This window comes from Burkholderia sp. MS455 (genome assembly GCF_016899445.1).
GTDB classification, from domain to species: domain Bacteria; phylum Pseudomonadota; class Gammaproteobacteria; order Burkholderiales; family Burkholderiaceae; genus Burkholderia; species Burkholderia pyrrocinia_C.
In genome coordinates this window covers 790,071-809,481 of record NZ_CP041777.1, presented here as the reverse complement: position 1 = coordinate 809,481, position 19,411 = coordinate 790,071, and the positions used below count along the sequence as shown (strand labels likewise).

Sequence of the window (19,411 nt, the reverse complement as noted above, 5' to 3'; positions counted from 1 at the left end):
CGCTTCATGCCGCGCCGCGCCGCTGCCGGCGAAAAAAATCCCACAGCATCGCCGTCGCGTCAGGGCCCTTGTCTGAATGAAACGCTTCGCGAGGGTCGCCACCGCTCCATGCGTGACCGAGGCCTCGAACGATGCAGATCCTCACGACGAGCCGGCCGGTCTTCAGAAAGTCCACGTAGTCGACCGCATCGCGAGTGTATGTTCGCTGTTCGCCGACGCGTAACTCGCCTTGCGCATCGACCAGCCGGTTGAGCCGTGCAAATTCGATGCCGAGCTGTGCGGCGTTGCGCTTCGCGACAACGACATCGAGCTCACCGTGGACGATGATGGCAGGCATGCCCGGATAGCTGGATACGTCGACCGACGCCTCGATCAGGCGCAGCGGATCTTCACGGCTGCCGTTACGCATGACGCGCATGGCGGTCATGGCGGAACTGGTGACACCGAACACCGGGCCCGAGTGTAGACCGACGGCGGCAAAGAGCGCGGGGTAGTGAATCCCTAGAACCGCAGCGAGGCCGGCTCCCGCCGAGATGCCCGCGAGATAGACGCGCTGATGGTTGAAGCCGTGTTCCCGGACGGTCGCCGCGACGAGCGATGCGACGGCAGGCGCCTCGGAGTGCGTCAGGTTCTCGTGCCAATGCCAGCATCGGTGAGGGTGCGTGGTCTTCGCCTGCTCGGGAAGCAGCACCGCAAAACCGGCCCGATCGGCGAGCCTGCAAATGCGCGTGCCGGCGGCGAACGACTCCACGGTCTGCCGGCAACCATGCAGCATGACGACGAGGGGCAGCCCCGTCGGCGACGCCGCGGTAGCCGGCAGATACAACGCGTACGTGAGATGGTTGACGAGCCGACCGGCCAATGGCGGCGCGGAGTGAAACGAGCGTATCCACCGACCGTCCGTCCGCATCGATGGAGGGCGACCCGTGCGCGGTTTGCCGACGCGCTTCGCGGCGACCGGGCGAGCGGGCTTGACCGTCGACGGCTTGCGCGCGACGGTTTTCCTCTTCTTCGGCCGCGAGACCGTCAGGCTGGAGAGCAGACGGAGACCGCTGAGCCAGACGCTGGTCTTTTTCCTGGGCATGGAGGCTTGCAGCAAGACTTCGCTGTCGATGTCACGCGTCGATGGCGGGTTTGCGTTCGACCCCGAACGACACTCCGCATACTAACGCAGAGCCGCGCGCGGCGGGCAGGCGAAGCCGCGACCCATCCAGGTGAGCGTTGAATCGGCGGCTGCATTGGCGCGCGTGTCGGGCAGGGCCGGGCACGCATTCCAGTCCGAACTCGTCGCGAGTCGGTTCGCCGCGCTCGAGTCGCCGATCGGCGAAAACGATGTGTTGCCCCTGCATGCTTGCGCTGAGCAAAAGCGGAATGTGTCTCGGATCGTTCGGTGGTTGGCAGGACTATCGAACGGCGGCGATTCGAAACGGGACTTGCCTGAAGCGTAATCGGACCGACCGTCTGCCGCGATTCCGCCGTGCGTTACCGGACAACGAAGGTGACTGGCGAGCCGGGGCCGCCGAAGCCCGCGGATGCCGAGCGCGCTGGACTTTCGTCTGATTCTCCGATTTCGATGTTTCGCGCATTCCGGATCGACCGATGGGCGCCGGCGTGTCCTTCCGCGACCGCCGGCCGATTCGTCTGGTCAGACTGGTCGGATGGTTTGGTGCATGGGCGCGCGCCGCGAACGGGCAACCGCGGCGTTCGGCATCGAATCATGCACCGAAATGAGGAATGTGTTTCGGCATATGTGGAGGCAATTGCGGGCAATTGAAGCGTTAAGCGGGGGTGGCCCGGTTTTTGCTGAAGTGGGCATGGCCGCGCAACGGTTGCGCGCTGCCCGACGACAGACGAGACAAGGAAGACTCACCGTGAATTCGATCACCCGACCGTTCCCCCGACGCGCATGGCTGGCTGCGCTGATTGCCGCGCCCGTAATGGCGCTGTTTGCCGCCGCGCCCGCGCGCGCCGATGCGCTCGACACCATTGCGAAAAGCGGCGCGCTGCGCGTCGCGGTGCCGGAGGACTATCCGCCGTTCGGCTCGGTTGGTACGGACATGCAGCCGCAGGGCTACGACATCGACATGGCCGAACTGCTTGCGAAATCGCTCGGCGTGAAGCTGAAGCTGGTGCCCGTGAACAGCGCGAACCGGATTCCGTATCTGACGACCAACAAGGTCGACATGGTGATCTCGTCGCTCGGCAAGACGCCGGAGCGCGAGAAGGTCGTCGACTTCTCGACCGCCTACGCACCGTATTTCCAGGGCGTGTTCGGGCCGGCCGACGTGAAAGTGAGCACACCCGCCGACTTGAATGGCAAGACGGTCGGCGCTACGCGCGGCGCACTCGAGGAGATCGCGCTGTCGCAGCTCGCACCGAACGCGACAATCAAGCGCTTCGAGGACAACAACGCGACGATCCAGGCGTTCCTGTCCGGGCAGGTGCAGCTGATCGCGGCCGGCAACATCGTCGCGGCAGCGATTCTCGCGAAGAATCCGCCGCGCCGGCCCGAGGTCAAGTTCGTGATCAAGAATTCGCCGTGCTTCGTCGGCGTGAACAAGAACGAAGCACGCCTGCTCGCGAAGATCGACGACGCGATCGCACATGCGAAGCAGGACGGCACGCTGAGCGCGATGTCGAAGAAGTGGCTCGGCCAGCCGTTGCCTGCCGGCCTGTGAGCGATCGCCGCCGTGCCTGCGACGGCGCGGCGATCGTCGTCTGAACCCGATCCTTCCCATCTGTCATGAGCTATCAGCTTCGATTCGGCGAGCTCGCCGAATACGCCGGCATGTTCGCGAGCGGCGCGGCGACGACGTTCGCGCTGACCGCCGTCGCGACCGTGCTCGGCGTTTCGATCGGCGTGCTCGGCGCGGCCGCGTACAGCGCCGATGCGCGCGCGGCCGTGCGGCTGCGCCCGTTGGTCGGCGCGTACGTCGAGGCGATTCGCAATACGCCGTTCGTCGTCCAGCTATTCTTTATCTTCTTCGGATTGCCCGCGCTCGGCGTGCATATCGACGAATACACGGCCGCGATTCTCGCGATGACGCTGAATCTCGGCGCGTACTCGGTCGAGATCGTGCGCGCGGGCGTCGCCGCCGTGCCGAAGGGGCATCTCGAGGCGGCCGCCGCGCTTGCGATGTCGCGCGCGCAGATGCTGCGCCACGTCGTGTTGCCGCAGGCGCTCGCGAAGGTGTTTCCGGCGCTCGCGAGCCAGATCGTCATCACGATGCTCGGCTCGGCCGTCGTGTCGCAGATTTCGGTGGCCGATCTCACCTATGCGGCGAGCTACATCCAGTCGCGCAATTTCCGCTCGTTCGAAACGTATTTCGTGATCGCGCTCGCGTATCTGGCGATGGCGCTGCTGCTGCGCGCCGCGCTTGGCTCGATGGGGCGCCGCCTGTTCTCCCGCCGGGTGCGAGGTGCGCGATGATCGATTTCACGTTCGGGCAGATTCTGGCAAACCTGCTGCTCGCCGCACGCTGGACGGTCGTGCTGTCGATCGTGTCGTTTCTGTCCGGTGGTCTCGTCGGCCTCGGGTTGCTCGTGATGCGCGTATCGAACTCGCGTGTGCTGCGCAGTTGCGCGAAGCTGTATATCGAGGTGTTCCAGGGAACCCCGTTGCTGATGCAGCTGTTCGTCGTGTTCTTCGGCCTGCCGCTCATCGGTCTCGATGTGTCGCCGTGGGTTGCGGCCACGGCCGGCCTCACGTTCTTCACGAGCGCGTATCTCGCGGAAATCTGGCGCGGCTGCGTCGAGGCGGTGCCGAAAGGGCAGTGGGAGGCATCGGCAAGCCTCGCGATGAGCTACGTCGAGCAGTTGCGTCATGTGATCCTGCCGCAGGCCGCGCGCATCGCGATCGCGCCGACGGTCGGGTTCGGCGTGCAGGCCGTGAAGGACACTGCACTGGTGTCGATCATCGGCTTCACCGAGCTGACCAAGGTCGGCGTCGCGATCTCGAACGCGACGTTCCGTCCGTTCGTCGTGTACGGGCTCGTCGCGCTCATCTATTTCGCACTCTGTTATCCGCTTACCCGTTACGCGCGCACGTTGCAAAGGAGATGGAATGCCGCTCGTTGAAACCCGTGGTCTCGAAAAGAATTTCGGCACCCATCATGTGCTCAAGGGCATCGATTTCTCCGTCGAACGCGGGCAAGTCGTGTCGATCATCGGCCGCAGCGGCTCGGGCAAGAGCACGCTGCTGCGCACGCTCAACGGGCTCGAAAGCATCGACGCGGGCACGATCGCGATCGACGGAGAACGCGTCGACGCGCGACACGCGGACTTGCGTGCACTGCGGCTCAAGGTCGGGATGGTGTTCCAGCAATACAACCTGTTCCCGCATCTGAGCGCCGGGCAAAACGTGATGCTCGCGCAGTCGGTCGTGAAGAAGTCGCATCGCCAGCAGGCGCGCGCGATCGCGGAGCTGATGCTCGAGCGTGTCGGCCTCGGCGACAAATTCGACGCGTTTCCGGAACAGTTGTCGGGCGGTCAGCAGCAGCGCGTCGCGATTGCGCGCGCGCTCGCGATGAAGCCGAGCGTGCTGCTGTGCGACGAAATCACGTCGGCGCTCGATCCGGAACTTGTCGGCGAGGTGCTGGGTGTCGTCGAGCAGCTCGCGCGCGACGACATGACGTTGATCATGGTCACGCACGAGATGAACTTCGCGCGCGCGGTGAGCGACAAGGTGGTGTTCATGCATCAGGGCAGGGTCTGGGAAAGCGGGACGCCGGAGGAGATCTTCGCGCGACCGGGGACGGTGGAGTTGAAGCGGTTCCTCGGGGGGCTCCAGAAGACGGAAGCGTTCGTGAACTGACGCCGGTCCGATCCGCGGAGTTCGTGATGGCGCTTGATCTGCTCCGGGCCGCCATCCGGCCACGCGCCTCTCAATGCGACGACACGAACACCGCATCCTCGAACGCCTCCGGAATCGCGAAGCTCTCGCGCATGCGCCGCGTTTCCTTGGCCGGTGTCAGGCCGAACAGGCGCTTGAATTCCCGGCTGAACTGCGACGGGCTCGTATAACCGACCGCGTAGCCGGCCGCCTCGGCCGTCAGGTCCTGGCGCACCATCAGCAGCCGCGCCTGATGCAGGCGTGTCGACTTTAGGTACTGCATCGGCGACACCTGCGTGATCGCCTTGAAGTGGCTGTGAAAGCTCGGCACGCTCATGCCGGCCTCGTCGGCCAGTTGCGATACGTCGAGCGGTTGCGCGTAATCGGCATGGATCACGCGCAGCGATCGGCCGATCCGGCCGAATTGCCCGCGCATCGCGAGTGCGCTGCGCATCGCGCTTCCCTGCGCGCCGGTCAGCACACGGAAATACAGCTCGCGAAGCAGCGCCGGGCCGAGCACCGCGGCTTCGAGCGGCTGCTGCATCGCCTCGACGAAGCGCAGCACCGACGCGTGCATCGCTGCATCCATCGGCGTAGACATCATGCTTCTGGGCGCCTGCACGTGTTCCGCCACGCCTTCGCGGTCGATCTGCGCCGCGAGTTCGGCGGCCATCGTGAAATCGAGGTGCAGATACAGCGCGAGAAGCGGGCGTTCGGGCGTCGCGTCGGTTTCCATGCTGAACGGGACGGGTACGGACACGGCGAGGTAGTGATGTTCGTCGTACAGATAGCGTTCGCCGCCGAAGTAGCCGCGCTTGCAGCCCTGGCAGACGATCACGATTCCCGGGTCGTACAGTACCGGCGTGCGCGACAGCGCGCGGTTCGAGCGCAGGATGCGCACGCTCGGCAGCGCCGTCAGGTTGTAGCCTTCGTCGGGCGCCAGCGCGCGCAGTAGCGCGACCAGGCGTTTGCGGTTTCGCGGTGATGACGACAGTGACGAATGTCGGGCGGAGGAGGGCTCGGCGCTCATAGTTTTGTGCAAGAAAATCAGCGGAATCGGGCTTATTCGACGTTGATCGTCAGACTAGTATGCATGCTTCTATCGACATTCGGGAGAAGCGAACATGGCATCCGGCAACATCATGCTCATCACCGGCGTCAGCAGCGGCTTCGGCCGCGCGCTCGCACAGGAGGCGCTCGCGGCCGGCTACACGGTGGTCGGTACCGTGAGAAGCGCGCCGGCGGCGCGGGAATTCGAGGCGCTGTCCGCGCAGTCGGCTTTCGCGCGCGTGCTCGACGTGACCGATTTCGACCGCATCGACGGCATCGTCGCGGAAATCGAAGCGAACGTCGGGCCCGTCGACGTGCTGGTGAACAACGCCGGCTACGGGCACGAAGGCATCATGGAAGAAGCGCCGCTCGCCGAGATGCGCCGGCAGTTCGACGTGAACGTATTCGGTGCGGTCGCGATGATGAAGGCCGTCGTGCCGTTCATGCGCGCGCGCCGGCGCGGCCGCATCCTGAACATCACGTCGATGGGCGGCCACATCACGATGCCGGGAATCGCTTATTACTGCAGCAGCAAATTCGCGCTGGAAGGCATTTCCGAAACCGTCGGCAAGGAGCTCGAGCCTTTCGGCATTGCGGTGACGGCCGTGGCGCCCGGTTCGTTCCGCACCGACTGGGCCGGCCGCTCGATGGCGCGCACGCCGCGCTCGATCGCCGACTACGACGCGCTCTTCGATCCGATCCGCAAGGCGCGCGAGGAGAAGAGCGGCAAGCAGCTGGGCGATCCCGCGAAGGCCGCGCGGGCGATGCTCGCAGTCATCGCGGCGGAACATCCGCCCGCGCACCTGTTGCTCGGCAGCGATGCGCTGCGGCTGGTGCGAACCAAATTGTCGGCGCTGGAAGCGGAAATCCGTGCGTGGGAGGCCGTGACGGTGTCGACGGACGGTTGACGATCGGCGCACCGGCATCGCTCGCATCCCAGGCGTTTATCTCCCGTCAGTAGATGATCGGCAGTCGCGGCGCACCGTGGCATCACGGTTTCACAATAAAAGCAGATAATGGCTGCCGGCCGGTACGCCGAGCTTATCCACCTCACAGGAGTCAATCGCGATGCCATACGTCACTACGAAGGATAACGTCGAGATCTTCTACAAGGACTGGGGCCCGAAGGATGCACAGCCCATCGTCTTCCATCATGGCTGGCCGCTGTCTTCCGACGACTGGGATGCGCAGATGCTCTTCTTCGTTCAGAAGGGCTATCGCGTGGTTGCGCACGACCGGCGCGGCCACGGCCGGTCGGCGCAAGTGTCGGACGGCCATGACATGGATCACTACGCAGCGGACGCGTTCGCGGTCGTCGAAGCGCTCGACCTGCGCAATGCAGTGCATATCGGTCATTCGACCGGCGGCGGCGAAGTGGCGCGCTACGTTGCGAAGCACGGCCAGCCGGCCGGTCGCGTCGCGAAGGCGGTGCTGGTCAGCGCGGTGCCGCCGCTGATGCTGAAAACAGAATCGAACCCCGAAGGCCTGCCGATCGACGTGTTCGACGGCTTCCGGAAAGCGCTCGCCGACAATCGCGCGCAGTTCTTCCTCGACGTGCCGAGCGGCCCGTTCTACGGTTTCAACCGGGCCGGCGCGACGGTGCATCAGGGCGTGATCCGGAACTGGTGGCGGCAGGGGATGGAAGGCAGCGCGAAGGCGCACTACGAAGGCATCAAGGCGTTTTCGGAAACGGATCAGACCGGGGACCTGAAGTCGATCACCGTCCCGACGCTCGTGCTGCATGGCGAAGACGACCAGATCGTGCCGATCGCCGATGCCGCGCTGAAGTCGATCAAGCTGCTGCAGAACGGCACGCTCAAAACGTATCCGGGTTATTCGCACGGCATGCTGACGGTCAATGCGGACGTGCTCAACGCCGACCTGCTGGCGTTCGTGCAGGCGTAACGGTGTCGGCAGGCGATCCGGCAGTGCCGTTGGAAACGGCTGCCGGATCGCCTGCCGCATCCTGCATGTGTTGCATTGCGATAGTCCTCGCCGAGTCCGTTCTCCGATTCCAGGTCCTTGAGCCGACGGGCGTCGGCCACATCCTGCCGCCGAACTTATCAATCGAAAGAAGCGCCGCGTGGCGGGCGTGAGTGTGTCATGCCTCATCATTTTTGGAACTGCAATAAACAATGGGGCTGGATTGAAAAATGGAATCCAGCCCCCGGTGCCGAATGTCGGTAATTTCCGGATTATTTAAAGTTTATCGAATGGCAAAGCGGGTGGCCGGTGAGCCATTCGCACAATTATTGCCGTAGATAAACAGATTTCTGTTTTCGGAATATGCGGAGTAAATCAGGGGGTAAACTTCCTTGGCGCTGAAAGAATAGGCGCCATCGCCAATGGTCACCAGCAGGTTGCCGGTCGTGTCGGTTTCGATCTTGTCGATCTTGCCGGCCTTGCAAAGTGCCTGTGCGGAAGCATACGAGGAGGCGAACATCAGGGCTGAGAAAAGCACGGTCGCAATCTTGTTCATGTTTTTTCCTAGGATAGTAATGAGTGGAGTAACGCGGTTTGGTGCCGCATGGCCATGCCCGGAACTAAATGCCTGTTTTTCCGGATCGCTGATTCTCGAATGTCGAGAAGTCCGCGATGGCCTGGTCAAGAAAAACTCGTGAGAATTAGTTTTAAAAATAATATTTCGCACCTCCTTTGCCTCATCGATTTGGAATCAAAATGCTGCGGCGCGGAACACAGGCTATTGATTGGATTCGATGGATTCCAATCGAATTAATTTATCGGCTTCTTGATTCGATAATTTTTCGAATTAACTCTGTTTTCGTAAATTTTCGGTGAGGCTGTTTTTATTTATTGATTGGTGTTGGAATTTGAATAATCGGCGATGAATATTGATTCGATGGTTGATGGTGTCGTGAGCGGGCAGGCGAGGCGCACGGGATCGACGCCGGAAATGTCGACGGTCAAGTGGAGCGGTGCGGGCCGGACCGGACTTCATGTCTTGCCGTGCACCGGAGACTTGCGTTTGATATGTTCAACGGCTGCCCCTTGCTTCAGTCGGCATGAGGCTGCCAATACCGGCTGGACGAGATGTGCCGGTATGTCGACCGGGCGCTCAGGGCGCGGTACCGGTATAGCGGCCCGGGCGATGCCATGCGACGACCATCGCGCTCATGGCGACGGCGCTGATCGCCGACCAGCCGACGCGATCGGCCTGAATGACCAGCGTGGACGTCAGCAGGATCATCGCGTCGATACACACTTGCGTAATACCGGCGTTGATGCCTCGCACGCGCTGCAGCCACAACGTGACGACACCGGTGCCGCCGACGCCTGCGCCGTGCCGCGCGAGCGCAAGAATGCCCATGCCGCACAGCGTGCCGCCCACCAATGCCGCGAACAGCGGGTTCACGAAGGCAATTTTCAGGGTCCGGGGCATCGCCGCGAGGGCGAACGTGATGCCGCAGCTCGCGATCGTCGATTTGATTGCGAAACGTGGCCCCATCACGAAGTGCGCGAAGATGAAGAATGGCAGGTTGACCAGCGTGAAGATCGTCCCCACCGATAACGGACAGAGATACGAGACGAGCAGCGCAATGCCGGCGATCCCGCCGGTGACAAGTCCGGCCGCCTTGAGCAGGACGAGCCCGATAACCACAAAGGCCATGCCGACCATCATCCCGTAGATGTCTTCGAGCACGGAGTGCGGCGTTGCGCTTGTGTCGCGTGTCGGGATGGCGCCGGATACGGCGCCTGATTCGTGCTTCATGATGTCTGCAGCCACATCGGGACGGCGGATCGAATCCTCCCAGGTCGATCGCGCCGCGGGTTCCTGGTACGTGCCGATGTCTCCTGGCGGCGCGCCGTCAGGCAGCTTACCTACGCAAAATTATTTGGGCAAATAGCTCGAATGCGTACGGCAACTCGTCGACGGCGATACCTTCACGCGTCGCCAGTTCGATAATCGACGCGCGCGTGACGCCCGGCAGGATCGCGCCCGATAGCGGCGGCGCGCGCAGCGAGCCGTCGTCCGGAACGAAGAACACGTTCATGCCACCTGGTTCCTCGATCCACTTGTGTCGCGCGGCGTCGGGAAACTGCTATCCGTTTTCCGTACCTCCAAACAGCCCCCGTTCCGAAGAGCACCTTTCCACGGCAGGGGACTAACAGCAGAAAAACGGCTCATTACACTGCGCCCGTTGCATCGCCGAGAGATCTCGACGCGGCACGCATACGCAGCGCACAAGCGTTGCGACCGGCAAACGAAAGACTTTGGGGGGAAATCGTCATGAACAAGCGTTGGGGGATCATCGCGCCCGCCGCCATGCTTGCTGCCGCCGCGCATGCACAAAGCAGCGTGACACTGTATGGCAAGATCGAGGACGGCATCAACTACACGAGCAATGCACGCGGCCACGGAACCGTGCAACTGCAGAGCGGCTACGATTACGGTAGTCGCTGGGGTATCAAGGGCACCGAGGACCTCGGCGGAGGCTACCAGGCGATTTTCACCCTCGAGAGCGGCTTCGACGTCAACAACGGAAAAATGAGCCAGGGTGGCCGGGAGTTCGGCCGCCAGGCCTTCGTCGGTATCGCGTCGGATCGTTACGGCACCGTGACGTTCGGCCGTCAGTACGATCCGAGCGTCGACGTTTTCTCGCCGCTCACCGCAAACGGCAACTGGACCGGCTATCTGTTCTCGCATCCGTACGACAACGACAACACGGACTACTCGTTCCGCGTGAACAACTCGGTCAAGTACGTGTCGCCCGTGTGGCACGGGATTACCGCGGAGGCAATGTATGGACTCAGCAACCAGGCGGGCGGCTTCGCGAACAACCGTCTGTATGGCGCCGCGCTGCAATATCAGCAGGGCGGGCTAACGGTCGGCGCGTCATATTTGAAGATCAACAACGCCCGCAATGCCGATTCGACCGGCGCGATTACCGGCGACAACACGTTCGACGCGTCGTCACAGCAGAACATCGGTATCGGTGTGAATTACGCGTTCTCGAATGCCCTCGTCGGGTTCACGTATTCGCACGTCGACGTCTACGATCCGACGTCGAACGCGTATTTCACCGGTACGACGCAGCCGGCGGGCGGTGCGTGGAAATCGTGGAAATTCGACAACTTCGAGGTGAACGGGCTCTATCACTTCACGCCCGCGTTCTATATCGGTGCTGCATACACGTACACGCAGGCTCGTGTCGCTTCGACGGTCGGCGCGTTCAATCCGAAGTGGCATCAACTGAGCACGAAGTTCAATTACGACATGTCGAAGCGGACGTCGGTGTTCGTGGAAGGCGTCTACCAGCACGCGATGAACGCGCACACCGGAACCGACTTCGACTACGCATACGTTCCGGGCGCCGCCGATATCTCGTCGGGCCCGAACCAGTATGTCGTGCGGGTCGCGCTGCTGCATCACTTCTGAGACCGGCGCCGTTCGCGGATGCCGCACACCGTGCGACGGCCCCGATCCGCATGACGGACGCGATGGGCAATGTCGAGTGACGTCAGGATGCCTACAGATACCAGTCGAGCGTCTTCAGGATGCCCGTCTCGAAGGTTTCCGCCGGCTTCCATCGAAGTTCGCGCTCGAGCTTGCCTGCGTCGATCGCATAGCGGCGATCGTGACCGGGGCGATCGGCGACGAAGTGCTTGAGGCGCGCGTGCGGCGCGCCCTGCGGCCGGCGCACGTCCAGCAGCGAGCAGATCAGGTCGACGATGTCGGCGTTGCGCCACTCGTTGCATCCTCCGACGTTGTACGTCTCGCCGACCGTGCCGTGCCGGATCACGGCATCGATCGCCCGGCAGTGATCGTCGACGTATAACCAGTCGCGGACGTTTGCGCCGTCGCCGTAGAGCGGAATGGGTACGTCGTTGACGCAGCTGCGGATCACCGTCGGGATGAACTTCTCGGCGTGCTGGCGCGGGCCGTAGTTGTTCGAGCAGTTGGTCGTCGTGACCGGCAGCCCGTACGTGTGGAAGTACGCGCGCACGAGATGGTCGGAGCCGGCTTTGCTGGCGGAATACGGCGAATTCGGCGCGTACGGCGTGGTTTCGGAGAACGGTGGATCGTCCGGCGCGAGCGATCCGTACACCTCGTCGGTGCCGATGTGATGGAAGCGGCGCTGCGCGTGCGCGTCGGCGTCCCGCCCCGTCATCCAGACCGTGCGCGCCGCGTCGAGGAGGGTCCAGGTGCCGACGACGTTCGCGCGGACGAATTCGCCCGGGCCGGTGATCGAGCGGTCGACGTGGCTCTCGGCGGCAAAGTGGACGATCGTGTCGATCGCATGGTCGCGCAGCAGGCTCTCGACGAGCGGCCGGTCGCAGATGTCGCCGAGCACGAACCGGTGGCGGCCGGTGTCTTCCGAGCCCGCGAGATGGTCGAGGCTGCCGGCGTAGGTGAGCAGGTCGAGATTGATGATCCGGACCTGCGGATCCGTTGCGAGCAGGTAGTGGACAAAGTTGGCGCCGATAAACCCGGCGCCGCCCGTGACGAGGACATGTTTCGGTCGATGGCTCATGAGGTTCGTTTCCAGGTATCGAGCACGTCGGCGAGCGCCGGGATCCAGCAGGGCGCCTCGATGCCGAAATGCTCGCGAATGCGGGTGCAGTCGAGTGCGGAGTTCGCCGGCCGCGGCGCCGGCAGCGGATAGGCGGCCGTGCGGATCGGGCGCACGAGCGGGATGCGATCGATGAGGCCGGCGCGCCGTGCCTGCCCGAAGATCGTCTCGGCGAAGCCGTGCCAGGTCGTGACGGGCGTGCCGCACAAGTGGTAGGTGCCCCAGCGCGTCGTGGCACCCGCGCGGTGGCGATCCGCGATCGCAAGCAGCGCGTCGGCGACCGCGCCGGCGTGCGTCGGGCCGCCGTACTGGTCGGCGACGACCGCGAGTTCGTCGCGCTCGCGGCCGACCCGCAGCATCGTGCGCACGAAATTGCCGCCGTGCGCGCCGAACACCCACGCGATCCGGAGGATCAGGTGCGCATCCGGCAGCCGCTGGCGGACCGCTTCCTCGCCTGCCCATTTGGTGTGCCCGTAGACACCGAGCGGCGCGACGCCCGCCGCTTCGTCGTACGCGCCTTGCGCGCGGCCGTCGAACACGTAGTCGGTCGACAGGTGCAGCAACGGGATGCCGGCCGCGGCGCACGCATCGGCGAGTGTCGCCGGGCCCGCGCAATTGGCGCGCCATGCGGCGTCGGGTTCGGTTTCCGCGCGATCGACGGCCGTCCACGCGGCCGCATTGATCACGAGCGTCGCGCGGTGCGTGGCGAGCGCATCGCGGACCGCTCGCGGATCGGCGATGTCGAGCTGCGCGCGGGATAGCCCGATCGCCGCTCGCGCACCCGCGCGCAGCAGGAGTTCACGACCGACCTGGCCGAGCGCGCCGGTCACGACGATCGTCATCGCAGGGCTCCGTGAAGGTCGGGCGACGCCTGCGCACGGTCGCGCAGGCGCGGCTGTCGGCGATCCTTGTCGGACAGCTCGAACGGCACGTCGAGCGCGGGCCATTCGATGCCGATGTCGGGGTCGTCCCACAGCACGCCCGCGTCCGACGACGGGTCGTAGTACGCGGTGCACTTGTACGCGAAGTCGGCCTCGTCGGACAGCACGCAGAAGCCGTGCGCGAAGCCCGGCGGAATCCACAGCTGGCGATGCGACACGTCGTCGAGCACGGTGCCGAACCAGTGCCCGAGATGCGGCGAACCGGGCCGGATGTCGACCGCGACGTCGTACACGGCGCCGCGCGACACACGCACGAGCTTGCCCTGCGGATGCCGGAACTGGTAGTGCAGGCCGCGCAGCACGCCGCGCCGGGAGCGCGAGTGGTTGTCCTGCACGAAGCCCGCGTCGACGCCCGCGTCGCGCAGCCAGGACTCGCGATAGCTTTCGACGAAGAAGCCGCGCGCGTCGCCGAAGCTCGCCGGTTCGATCAGCAGCACACCCGGCAGCGTCGTCTCGATGACGGACGTCATGCGGCGACCTCCTTGTTCAGCACGTCGAGCAGGTAACGGCCATAACCGCTTTTCGACAGCGCATGCGCGAGCGCTTCGAGCCGTTGCGAGTCGATCCAGCCGAGCCGGTACGCGATCTCCTCGGGGCAGGCGATCTGCAGCCCCTGGCGTGCCTGCATCACCTGGATGAAATTCGCCGCATCGAGCAGCGACTCGTGCGTGCCGGTGTCGAGCCACGCGTAGCCGCGGCCGAGGATCTCGACGTTCAGCTTGCCGTTCTCCAGATAGGCGCGGTTCAGGTCCGTGATCTCCAGCTCGCCGCGCGCGGACGGGCGCACCTCCTTCGCGAGCGAGACGACGTCGTTGTCGTAGAAGTAGAGACCCGTCACCGCGTAGTGCGATTTCGGTTCGCGAGGCTTCTCTTCGAGATCGATCGCCCGCCCGTGCTCGTCGAACGATACGACGCCGTAGCGCTCCGGGTCGCGCACGTAATAGCCGAACACCGTTGCGCCCGTCGTGCGCGCGGCGACGCGCTGCAGCAGCGACGACAGCGCCGGACCGTGATAGATGTTGTCGCCGAGCACGAGCGTCGCCGCGTCGTGCCCGATGAACGACGCGCCGATCACGAACGCCTGCGCGAGCCCGTCCGGGCTCGGCTGCACCGCGTACGAGAAATTCATGCCCCATTGCTCGCCGTCGCCGAGCAGTTGCCGGAACGCATCGAGATCGCGCGGCGTCGAGATGATCAGGACGTCGCGGATGCCGGCCAGCATGATCGTGCTGAGCGGGTAGTAGATCATCGGCTTGTCGTACACCGGCATCAGCTGCTTCGATACCGAATGCGTGAGCGGATGGAGCCGGGTGCCGGATCCGCCCGCCAGAATCAGTCCCTTACGGCCAGTCGCTGTGTGCATGATGTCCTCGCTGTGATGAAGAAGGGCGGCCCGCGTGCGCGTCAGCCCGGGTCGATGCGCCGGAACACGATCGCGAAGCCGGCCAGGTAGACGGCCGCGATCACCGCGAAACCGGCGGCGGTCGCGCGGTCCGGGTCGGCGATCGCGTGCAGCACGACCGACGCGATCGCGACGCCGACCAGCGAGCCGATCTGCCGGCTCGAGTTCAGCGATGCGGCGGCGAGATTCGCGTCCGCGGGGCCGGCCGACTGCATGACGACGAGATTCATCGCGGGGATCGCCTGGCCCGCGCCGAAGTTCGCGATGCCGACCGCGATCGCGAGCGCCGTGTAGGGCATCGCCTCGATGCCGATCAGCGCGGTGCTGCCGAGCGTGGCGAGCGCGAGGCCCGCGAGCAGCGTGCCGCGCGGGCCGAGCCGCGCGCTCACGCGGGCGGACGCGAGATTGCCGATGCCGAACATCGCCATCAGCGGAAACAGCTCGAAGCCGGCGCGCAGCGCGCTCGCGCCGCGCGTCTGCTGCAGGTAAAGGCTCAGCAGGAAGATTTCCGCGAGGATGCCGAAATTGATCGCGAGCCCGAGCAGGCCGCCCGCGACGAAGCGCGGGTTGCGCAGCAGCGCGGGCGACAGGATCCGGTGGCGGGCGCGACGTTCGCGCCACACGAATGCGGCGCCGGCAGCGAGCGTCGCGGCCGCGCCGGCGACGATGGCGGGCGAGCGCCAGCCGGCGCCCGGCCCCTCGATCAGCGTATAGCTGAGCGCCGCGAGCGCGAGCACGCCGAGTAGATGGCCGAACGTGTTCAGCGGGCCGGGATGGCGCGGCGAATGCCCGACATGGCGGCGCGTGAGCCACAGTCCGGCGAGACCGACGGGCAGGTTGACCCAGAAGATTCCGCGCCAGCCGATCGCGTCGACGAGCATGCCGCCGACGCACGGCCCGATCGCCATCGCCGCCGATACCAGTGCGCCCCAGATGCCGATCATCCGCGTGCGCAGCGGCCCGGCCGGAAACGCCAGCGTGAGCAGGCTGAGCGAGCTCGGCATGAAGAGCGCGGCACCGACGCCCTGCAGCAGCCGCGCGGCGACCAGCATGCCGCTCGTCTGCGCGGCCGCGCACAGCACCGACGCGGCGACGAACAGCGCGAGCCCGGCGACATAGATCGTACGCGGCCCGTAACGGTTCGCGAGCGCGCCGCCGAACAGCAGCAGCGCGGCGAAGCTGAGCGTATAGGCGTCGACCACCCAGACGAGTGCCGTCAGCGACATGTCGAGACTTGCCTGCATCGCCTTCAGCGCGACGTTCACGATGGTCACGTCGAGCATCGCCATCACGAAGCCGCAGGCGAGCGCGATCATCACGCGCGCGGGCTGGGTGGCGGTCGCGCCGCTCGCGCCGGCAGCGGGGGCGGCGTTCGTGCTCATGCCGCGCGCCCGCCGAGATAGAGACGCCGCATCTCGTCGCTGTCGAGCAGTTCGGCCGACGTGCCCGTCAGCGCAACGCGGCCCATCGTCAGCACCACGCCGCGATCGGCGATGCGCAGCGCCTCGAGCGCGTTCTGTTCGACCATCAGTACTGCGATGTGCTCGGTGTCGCGCATCCTGACGATCGCGTCGAACACCTCGTCGACCATCTTCGGCGACAGGCCGGCCGACGGCTCGTCGAGCAGCAGCAGCACGGGGCGCGGCATCAGCGCGCGTGCGAGCGACACGATCTGCCGCTCGCCGCCCGACAGTGCGCCCGCGGGCGACCGGTAGCGGCGCCGCAGCACCGGGTATTGCTCGCACAGCTCCTCGATCCGCGCTTCGCGCGGGAACGCGGACATCGCGTGGCCGCCGAGCATCAGGTTCTCGCGAACCGTCAGCGCGCCGAACACGTTGTCGGTCTGCGGAACGAAGCCGATGTCGTACTCGCGGATCTTGCGGTATACCGGCACGCGTGCGATGTCGCGGCCGTGCATCGTGACCGCGCCGGCGCGCGGCAGCACGAAGCCGGCGATGGCCTTGAGGAGCGTCGACTTGCCGCAGCCGTTCGGGCCGAGGATCGTGACGATGTCGACCGGCCCGACGGATAGCGATACCCCGTGCAGGATGTCGATGTCGGGTGTGTAGCCGGCGATCAGATCGCGGACGTCGATCATGACACCCCCAGCGGACGGCGCGCATGCGCGCGGCCCAGGTAGGCATCGAGCACGCGCCGGTTGCTCTCGAGTTCGGCGGGACGGCAGTCGGCGATCGCGGCGCCGCGATCGAGCACGATGCAGCGGTCGCACAGCTCGCGGATGAAGTGCATGTCGTGCTCGATCACGACGAGCGTGACGCCCTGTCCGCAGATGCGGCGCAGTTCGGCGACCAGCTCGCCGCGCAGGTTGGGGTGGACGCCCGCGGTCGGTTCGTCGAGCAGCAGCAGCTTCGGCTCGGTCATCATCGCGCACGCGATGCCGAGCAGTTTCTTCTGGCCGCCCGAAATTGCCGCGGCGCCGAGCTGCGCGACGTGCGCGAGCTTCAGCTCTTCGAGCAGCGCGGTAGCGCGTGCGCGGGTTTCGGCTTCCAGCGCGCGCGTCGCACGACTGCGCAGCAACGCGGCGACAGGCCCGTGACGGGCCGACGACGCGGCCATCGCCAGCTCCAGCACCGACATGCGCGCGGGCATCGACGGCAACTGGAACGTCCGGCGGATGCCGAGCCGCGCGATCCGGTGCGGCGCAAGCGTGTCGATGCGGCGCCCGGCGAAGCGGATCGCGCCGGCCGCGACGGGAGCGAAGCCCGTGATCGCATTGAGCGCCGTGCTCTTGCCCGAGCCGTTCGGACCGAGCAGCCCGACGATCTCGCCGTCGCCGACGGACAGCGTGAGGCCGGACAGCACGGTGTTGTCGCCGTAGCGTATCGTGACGCCTTCAAGGTCGAGCAGGGCGCTCATGGGTGAACCTCCAGTCGTTCCGGCACAAGGCCGCGCGGGCGCCACAGCACGCATGCGAGCAGCATCAGGCCGACGAGGCCGAGGCGCACCGCGCCCGCGAGATCGCTGCCGACGCCGAGCCAGTCCTTCAGGAACGGCGCGACCGCGTAGACCACTTGCACGATGAGTGCGCCGGCCAGCACGCCCGCGTGGCTGCCGAGCCCGCCGACCATGACGATGGTCCACAGCGCGAAGGTTTCGGATGCCACCATCGTGTCCGGGCCGACGTAGCTGATGTACCAGGTGAGGAGCGCGCCCGCGAACGCCGCGGGCAGCGCCCCCGCGACGCTCGCCCGGGTCTTCAGCGCGACCGGGTCGTAGCCGAAGCAGACGGCGAGCGCGGGCTCTTCGCGCATCACCTTCAGCGCGCGGCCGAAGCGGCCGGTGGTCAGCAGCCGGCATGCGGCGTATGCGACGGCGAGGCCGCCGGCCGCGACGGCGAGGAACGCCAGGTCGGCCCACGGCGCGCGCAGCCCGGGAAAGAGCGGCGCGATGCCGCCGATGCCTTGCGCGCCACCCGTCAGCCAGCCTTCGTTCAACGCAAACATGCGCAGGATCTCGGCGATCGCGAGCGTCGCGATGCCCCAGTAGTCGGCCGACAGATGGCGGCCGAGCCGCGCGATCGCGACGGCCAGCACGCTCGCCGCGCCGGCCGCGAGCGCGAGCGCGGCCGGCAGCGGCCAGCCGAGCTGCGACGCGATGCCGGCGGCGTAGGCGCCGAGCCCGGCGAACGCGACGAAGCCGAAATTGACGAGCCCCGCGTAACCGGCCTGCAGGTTCAGGCCGAGCGCCATCGTCGCGTACAGGCACGCGACGGTCAGCAGATGGACGATGAAACTAGACACGACGCACCTCCCTGTCGAAGATCCCGTGTGGCCGGAACACGAGTACGGCGAGCAGGATCGCGAACGACACGGCGCCGACGTATTCGACCGGAAAGAACGCGAGCGGCCGGCCGACCAGCCCGCCGAAGTCGACGTCGAGCGCGGTCGTTTCGGCGAACGCGATCAGGAGCGCGCCGGCCGCCGCGCCGAGCGGATTGCCGAGGCCGCCGAGGATGGCGGCGGAAAACACCGGGATCAGCAGCCCGTAGCCGAGGTTGACGTGCACGCTTTCGGTCGCGCCGAGCATCGTGCCGCCGAGCGCCGCGAGCACGCCGCTTGCGAACGTGATCACGTTGGTCACGCGCTGCGCGTCGATGCCCGTTGCGAGCGCGAGCGCGCGATTCGACGCGAGCGCGCGCATCGCGCGGCCGAGGCGGGTGCGGTACAGCAGCAGCGCGAACACGGCGAGCGCGACGGCGCCGCACGCGATCGAACCCGCCTGCGCGGATGACATCGCGACGCCGCCGACCATCAGCGGCGGACGCACCGCCTGCGCATACTGCAGCGGCCTCGAGCCGGCGGCGCCGAGCATCAGCGCGACGGCGAGCAGCGACACGGCGAGCGAACCGATCATCGCGACCGCGCTGCCCGAGCGCAGCAGCCGCGTGAACACGAACAGGTTCAGCAGCGTCGCGGCAAGGCCGACCAGCACGCACGACACGGCGGTCGCGAGCGCGAACGGCAGGCCCGCGCGCTCGAACCCGAGGGTCGCGAACGCACCGATCATCGCGTACTGGACGTGCGCGATGTTCGGGAAGCGAATCAGCGAATACAGCGTCGACAGGCCGACCGACACGAGCAGCAGGTCGGACGTGCGCATCAGGACATCGATCAGGAATTGCAGCATCGCGTTG

At 65.9% G+C, this 19,411-nt stretch carries 20 protein-coding genes and 1 pseudogene; 7 read left to right on the top strand and 14 right to left on the bottom strand.

Annotation, left to right across the window (positions count from 1 at the left end; genetic code table 11):
* Positions 1-4: 4 nt before the first annotated feature.
* Positions 5-1,084, bottom strand: coding sequence for a PHB depolymerase family esterase (locus FPJ27_RS03380; RefSeq protein ID WP_204421255.1), 1,080 nt, complete (start codon positions 1,082-1,084; stop codon positions 5-7).
* A 787-nt stretch (positions 1,085-1,871) separates the two neighbouring features.
* On the opposite strand from FPJ27_RS03380, the gene FPJ27_RS03375 reads away from it, so the two are divergent.
* The 4 genes from FPJ27_RS03375 (at position 1,872) to FPJ27_RS03360 (ending at position 4,813) form a co-directional block, all read left to right on the top strand.
* Positions 1,872-2,678, top strand: coding sequence for a transporter substrate-binding domain-containing protein (locus tag FPJ27_RS03375; RefSeq protein WP_034184581.1), 807 nt, complete (start codon positions 1,872-1,874; stop codon positions 2,676-2,678).
* 65 nt (positions 2,679-2,743) lie between these two features.
* Positions 2,744-3,430: an amino acid ABC transporter permease gene (locus FPJ27_RS03370; RefSeq protein WP_034184580.1), complete on the top strand. Its 687-nt coding sequence runs from the start codon at positions 2,744-2,746 to the stop codon at positions 3,428-3,430.
* Positions 3,427-4,077 carry an amino acid ABC transporter permease gene (locus tag FPJ27_RS03365; RefSeq protein WP_072437748.1) on the top strand — a complete coding sequence of 217 codons (651 nt, stop codon included), beginning with the start codon at positions 3,427-3,429 and terminating at the stop codon, positions 4,075-4,077. The genes FPJ27_RS03370 and FPJ27_RS03365 overlap by 4 nt, the downstream gene beginning before the upstream one ends.
* Positions 4,064-4,813, top strand: a complete 750-nt coding sequence (locus tag FPJ27_RS03360) for an amino acid ABC transporter ATP-binding protein (RefSeq protein WP_152862234.1) — start codon at positions 4,064-4,066, stop codon at positions 4,811-4,813. Before FPJ27_RS03365 ends, FPJ27_RS03360 begins: the two co-directional genes overlap by 14 nt.
* Positions 4,814-4,883: 70 nt before the next feature.
* Here the strand turns inward: FPJ27_RS03360 and FPJ27_RS03355 are convergent, their stop codons facing one another.
* Positions 4,884-5,861, bottom strand: coding sequence for an AraC family transcriptional regulator (locus tag FPJ27_RS03355; protein ID WP_204420837.1), 978 nt, complete (start codon positions 5,859-5,861; stop codon positions 4,884-4,886).
* 94 nt (positions 5,862-5,955) lie between these two features.
* Here FPJ27_RS03355 and FPJ27_RS03350 point away from each other — a divergent pair, with 94 nt between their 5' ends.
* Both FPJ27_RS03350 and FPJ27_RS03345 read left to right on the top strand, forming a co-directional pair.
* The gene (locus tag FPJ27_RS03350) at positions 5,956-6,789 is read left to right on the top strand and encodes an oxidoreductase (RefSeq protein ID WP_204420836.1); all 834 of its coding nucleotides are present in this window, start codon (positions 5,956-5,958) and stop codon (positions 6,787-6,789) included.
* Between the two features lie 160 nt (positions 6,790-6,949).
* Positions 6,950-7,786, top strand: a complete 837-nt coding sequence (locus FPJ27_RS03345; protein WP_204420835.1) for an alpha/beta hydrolase — start codon at positions 6,950-6,952, stop codon at positions 7,784-7,786.
* Positions 7,787-8,087: 301 nt separating this feature from the next.
* Here FPJ27_RS03345 and FPJ27_RS03340 read toward each other — a convergent pair whose 3' ends face one another.
* The 3 genes and pseudogenes from FPJ27_RS03340 to FPJ27_RS03330 form a co-directional block, all read right to left on the bottom strand.
* A complete protein-coding gene (locus tag FPJ27_RS03340) occupies positions 8,088-8,360 on the bottom strand; it encodes a hypothetical protein (protein WP_174378959.1) in 273 nt (90 codons plus the stop codon).
* A gap of 597 nt (positions 8,361-8,957) precedes the next feature.
* A complete protein-coding gene (locus FPJ27_RS03335; RefSeq protein ID WP_204420834.1) occupies positions 8,958-9,611 on the bottom strand; it encodes a YitT family protein in 654 nt (217 codons plus the stop codon).
* Between the two features lie 139 nt (positions 9,612-9,750).
* Positions 9,751-9,939, bottom strand: a pseudogene (locus FPJ27_RS03330) (aminotransferase class IV); the annotation flags it as partial.
* 191 nt (positions 9,940-10,130) lie between these two features.
* On the opposite strand from FPJ27_RS03330, the gene FPJ27_RS03325 reads away from it, so the two are divergent.
* Positions 10,131-11,279, top strand: a complete 1,149-nt coding sequence (locus FPJ27_RS03325) for a porin (RefSeq protein ID WP_072437754.1) — start codon at positions 10,131-10,133, stop codon at positions 11,277-11,279.
* A 91-nt stretch (positions 11,280-11,370) separates the two neighbouring features.
* On the opposite strand, the gene rfbB is transcribed toward FPJ27_RS03325, so the two are convergent.
* The 9 genes from rfbB to FPJ27_RS03280 are packed head-to-tail and all read right to left on the bottom strand — an operon-like array spanning position 11,371 to position 19,404.
* Positions 11,371-12,375: a dTDP-glucose 4,6-dehydratase gene (gene rfbB, locus FPJ27_RS03320; RefSeq protein ID WP_204420832.1), complete on the bottom strand. Its 1,005-nt coding sequence runs from the start codon at positions 12,373-12,375 to the stop codon at positions 11,371-11,373.
* The gene (gene rfbD / locus FPJ27_RS03315) at positions 12,372-13,256 is read right to left on the bottom strand and encodes a dTDP-4-dehydrorhamnose reductase (protein WP_204420831.1); all 885 of its coding nucleotides are present in this window, start codon (positions 13,254-13,256) and stop codon (positions 12,372-12,374) included. The genes rfbB and rfbD overlap by 4 nt, the downstream gene beginning before the upstream one ends.
* Positions 13,253-13,825 (bottom strand): dTDP-4-dehydrorhamnose 3,5-epimerase, encoded by a 573-nt coding sequence (gene rfbC / locus FPJ27_RS03310; RefSeq protein ID WP_072437757.1) that lies wholly within the window; start codon positions 13,823-13,825, stop codon positions 13,253-13,255. Before rfbC ends, rfbD begins: the two co-directional genes overlap by 4 nt.
* Complete coding sequence (rfbA, locus tag FPJ27_RS03305; RefSeq protein ID WP_072437758.1) at positions 13,822-14,718, bottom strand: glucose-1-phosphate thymidylyltransferase RfbA; 897 nt, start codon at positions 14,716-14,718, stop codon at positions 13,822-13,824. Before rfbA ends, rfbC begins: the two co-directional genes overlap by 4 nt.
* Positions 14,719-14,759: 41 nt before the next feature.
* Complete coding sequence (locus tag FPJ27_RS03300; protein WP_239483134.1) at positions 14,760-16,139, bottom strand: MFS transporter; 1,380 nt, start codon at positions 16,137-16,139, stop codon at positions 14,760-14,762.
* Positions 16,136-16,855 (bottom strand): ABC transporter ATP-binding protein, encoded by a 720-nt coding sequence (locus FPJ27_RS03295; protein WP_072437760.1) that lies wholly within the window; start codon positions 16,853-16,855, stop codon positions 16,136-16,138. The genes FPJ27_RS03300 and FPJ27_RS03295 overlap by 4 nt, the downstream gene beginning before the upstream one ends.
* Positions 16,852-17,634, bottom strand: coding sequence for an ABC transporter ATP-binding protein (locus FPJ27_RS03290; protein WP_072437761.1), 783 nt, complete (start codon positions 17,632-17,634; stop codon positions 16,852-16,854). Before FPJ27_RS03290 ends, FPJ27_RS03295 begins: the two co-directional genes overlap by 4 nt.
* Positions 17,631-18,518 (bottom strand): branched-chain amino acid ABC transporter permease, encoded by an 888-nt coding sequence (locus tag FPJ27_RS03285; RefSeq protein ID WP_204420830.1) that lies wholly within the window; start codon positions 18,516-18,518, stop codon positions 17,631-17,633. The genes FPJ27_RS03290 and FPJ27_RS03285 overlap by 4 nt, the downstream gene beginning before the upstream one ends.
* Positions 18,511-19,404 carry a branched-chain amino acid ABC transporter permease gene (locus FPJ27_RS03280; protein ID WP_204420829.1) on the bottom strand — a complete coding sequence of 298 codons (894 nt, stop codon included), beginning with the start codon at positions 19,402-19,404 and terminating at the stop codon, positions 18,511-18,513. The genes FPJ27_RS03285 and FPJ27_RS03280 overlap by 8 nt, the downstream gene beginning before the upstream one ends.
* Between the last annotated feature and the right edge of the window lie 7 nt (positions 19,405-19,411).

What these genes read in the sequence shown, in the direction of transcription:
- FPJ27_RS03350 (WP_204420836.1), top strand. Translation starts at nt 5,956, where the DNA reads ATGGCATCCGGCAACATCATGCTCATCACCGGCGTCAGCAGCGGCTTC.
- FPJ27_RS03335 (WP_204420834.1), bottom strand. Translation starts at nt 9,611, where the DNA reads ATGAAGCACGAATCAGGCGCCGTATCCGGCGCCATCCCGACACGCGAC.
- FPJ27_RS03290 (WP_072437761.1), bottom strand. Translation starts at nt 17,634, where the DNA reads ATGAGCGCCCTGCTCGACCTTGAAGGCGTCACGATACGCTACGGCGAC.
- FPJ27_RS03360 (WP_152862234.1), top strand. Translation starts at nt 4,064, where the DNA reads ATGCCGCTCGTTGAAACCCGTGGTCTCGAAAAGAATTTCGGCACCCAT.
- rfbB (WP_204420832.1), bottom strand. Translation starts at nt 12,375, where the DNA reads ATGAGCCATCGACCGAAACATGTCCTCGTCACGGGCGGCGCCGGGTTT.
- FPJ27_RS03340 (WP_174378959.1), bottom strand. Translation starts at nt 8,360, where the DNA reads ATGAACAAGATTGCGACCGTGCTTTTCTCAGCCCTGATGTTCGCCTCC.
- FPJ27_RS03370 (WP_034184580.1), top strand. Translation starts at nt 2,744, where the DNA reads ATGAGCTATCAGCTTCGATTCGGCGAGCTCGCCGAATACGCCGGCATG.
- rfbA (WP_072437758.1), bottom strand. Translation starts at nt 14,718, where the DNA reads ATGCACACAGCGACTGGCCGTAAGGGACTGATTCTGGCGGGCGGATCC.
- FPJ27_RS03365 (WP_072437748.1), top strand. Translation starts at nt 3,427, where the DNA reads ATGATCGATTTCACGTTCGGGCAGATTCTGGCAAACCTGCTGCTCGCC.
- rfbC (WP_072437757.1), bottom strand. Translation starts at nt 13,825, where the DNA reads ATGACGTCCGTCATCGAGACGACGCTGCCGGGTGTGCTGCTGATCGAA.
- FPJ27_RS03280 (WP_204420829.1), bottom strand. Translation starts at nt 19,404, where the DNA reads ATGCTGCAATTCCTGATCGATGTCCTGATGCGCACGTCCGACCTGCTG.
- rfbD (WP_204420831.1), bottom strand. Translation starts at nt 13,256, where the DNA reads ATGACGATCGTCGTGACCGGCGCGCTCGGCCAGGTCGGTCGTGAACTC.
- FPJ27_RS03355 (WP_204420837.1), bottom strand. Translation starts at nt 5,861, where the DNA reads ATGAGCGCCGAGCCCTCCTCCGCCCGACATTCGTCACTGTCGTCATCA.
- FPJ27_RS03295 (WP_072437760.1), bottom strand. Translation starts at nt 16,855, where the DNA reads ATGATCGACGTCCGCGATCTGATCGCCGGCTACACACCCGACATCGAC.
- FPJ27_RS03300 (WP_239483134.1), bottom strand. Translation starts at nt 16,139, where the DNA reads ATGAGCACGAACGCCGCCCCCGCTGCCGGCGCGAGCGGCGCGACCGCC.
- FPJ27_RS03345 (WP_204420835.1), top strand. Translation starts at nt 6,950, where the DNA reads ATGCCATACGTCACTACGAAGGATAACGTCGAGATCTTCTACAAGGAC.
- FPJ27_RS03325 (WP_072437754.1), top strand. Translation starts at nt 10,131, where the DNA reads ATGAACAAGCGTTGGGGGATCATCGCGCCCGCCGCCATGCTTGCTGCC.
- FPJ27_RS03380 (WP_204421255.1), bottom strand. Translation starts at nt 1,084, where the DNA reads ATGCCCAGGAAAAAGACCAGCGTCTGGCTCAGCGGTCTCCGTCTGCTC.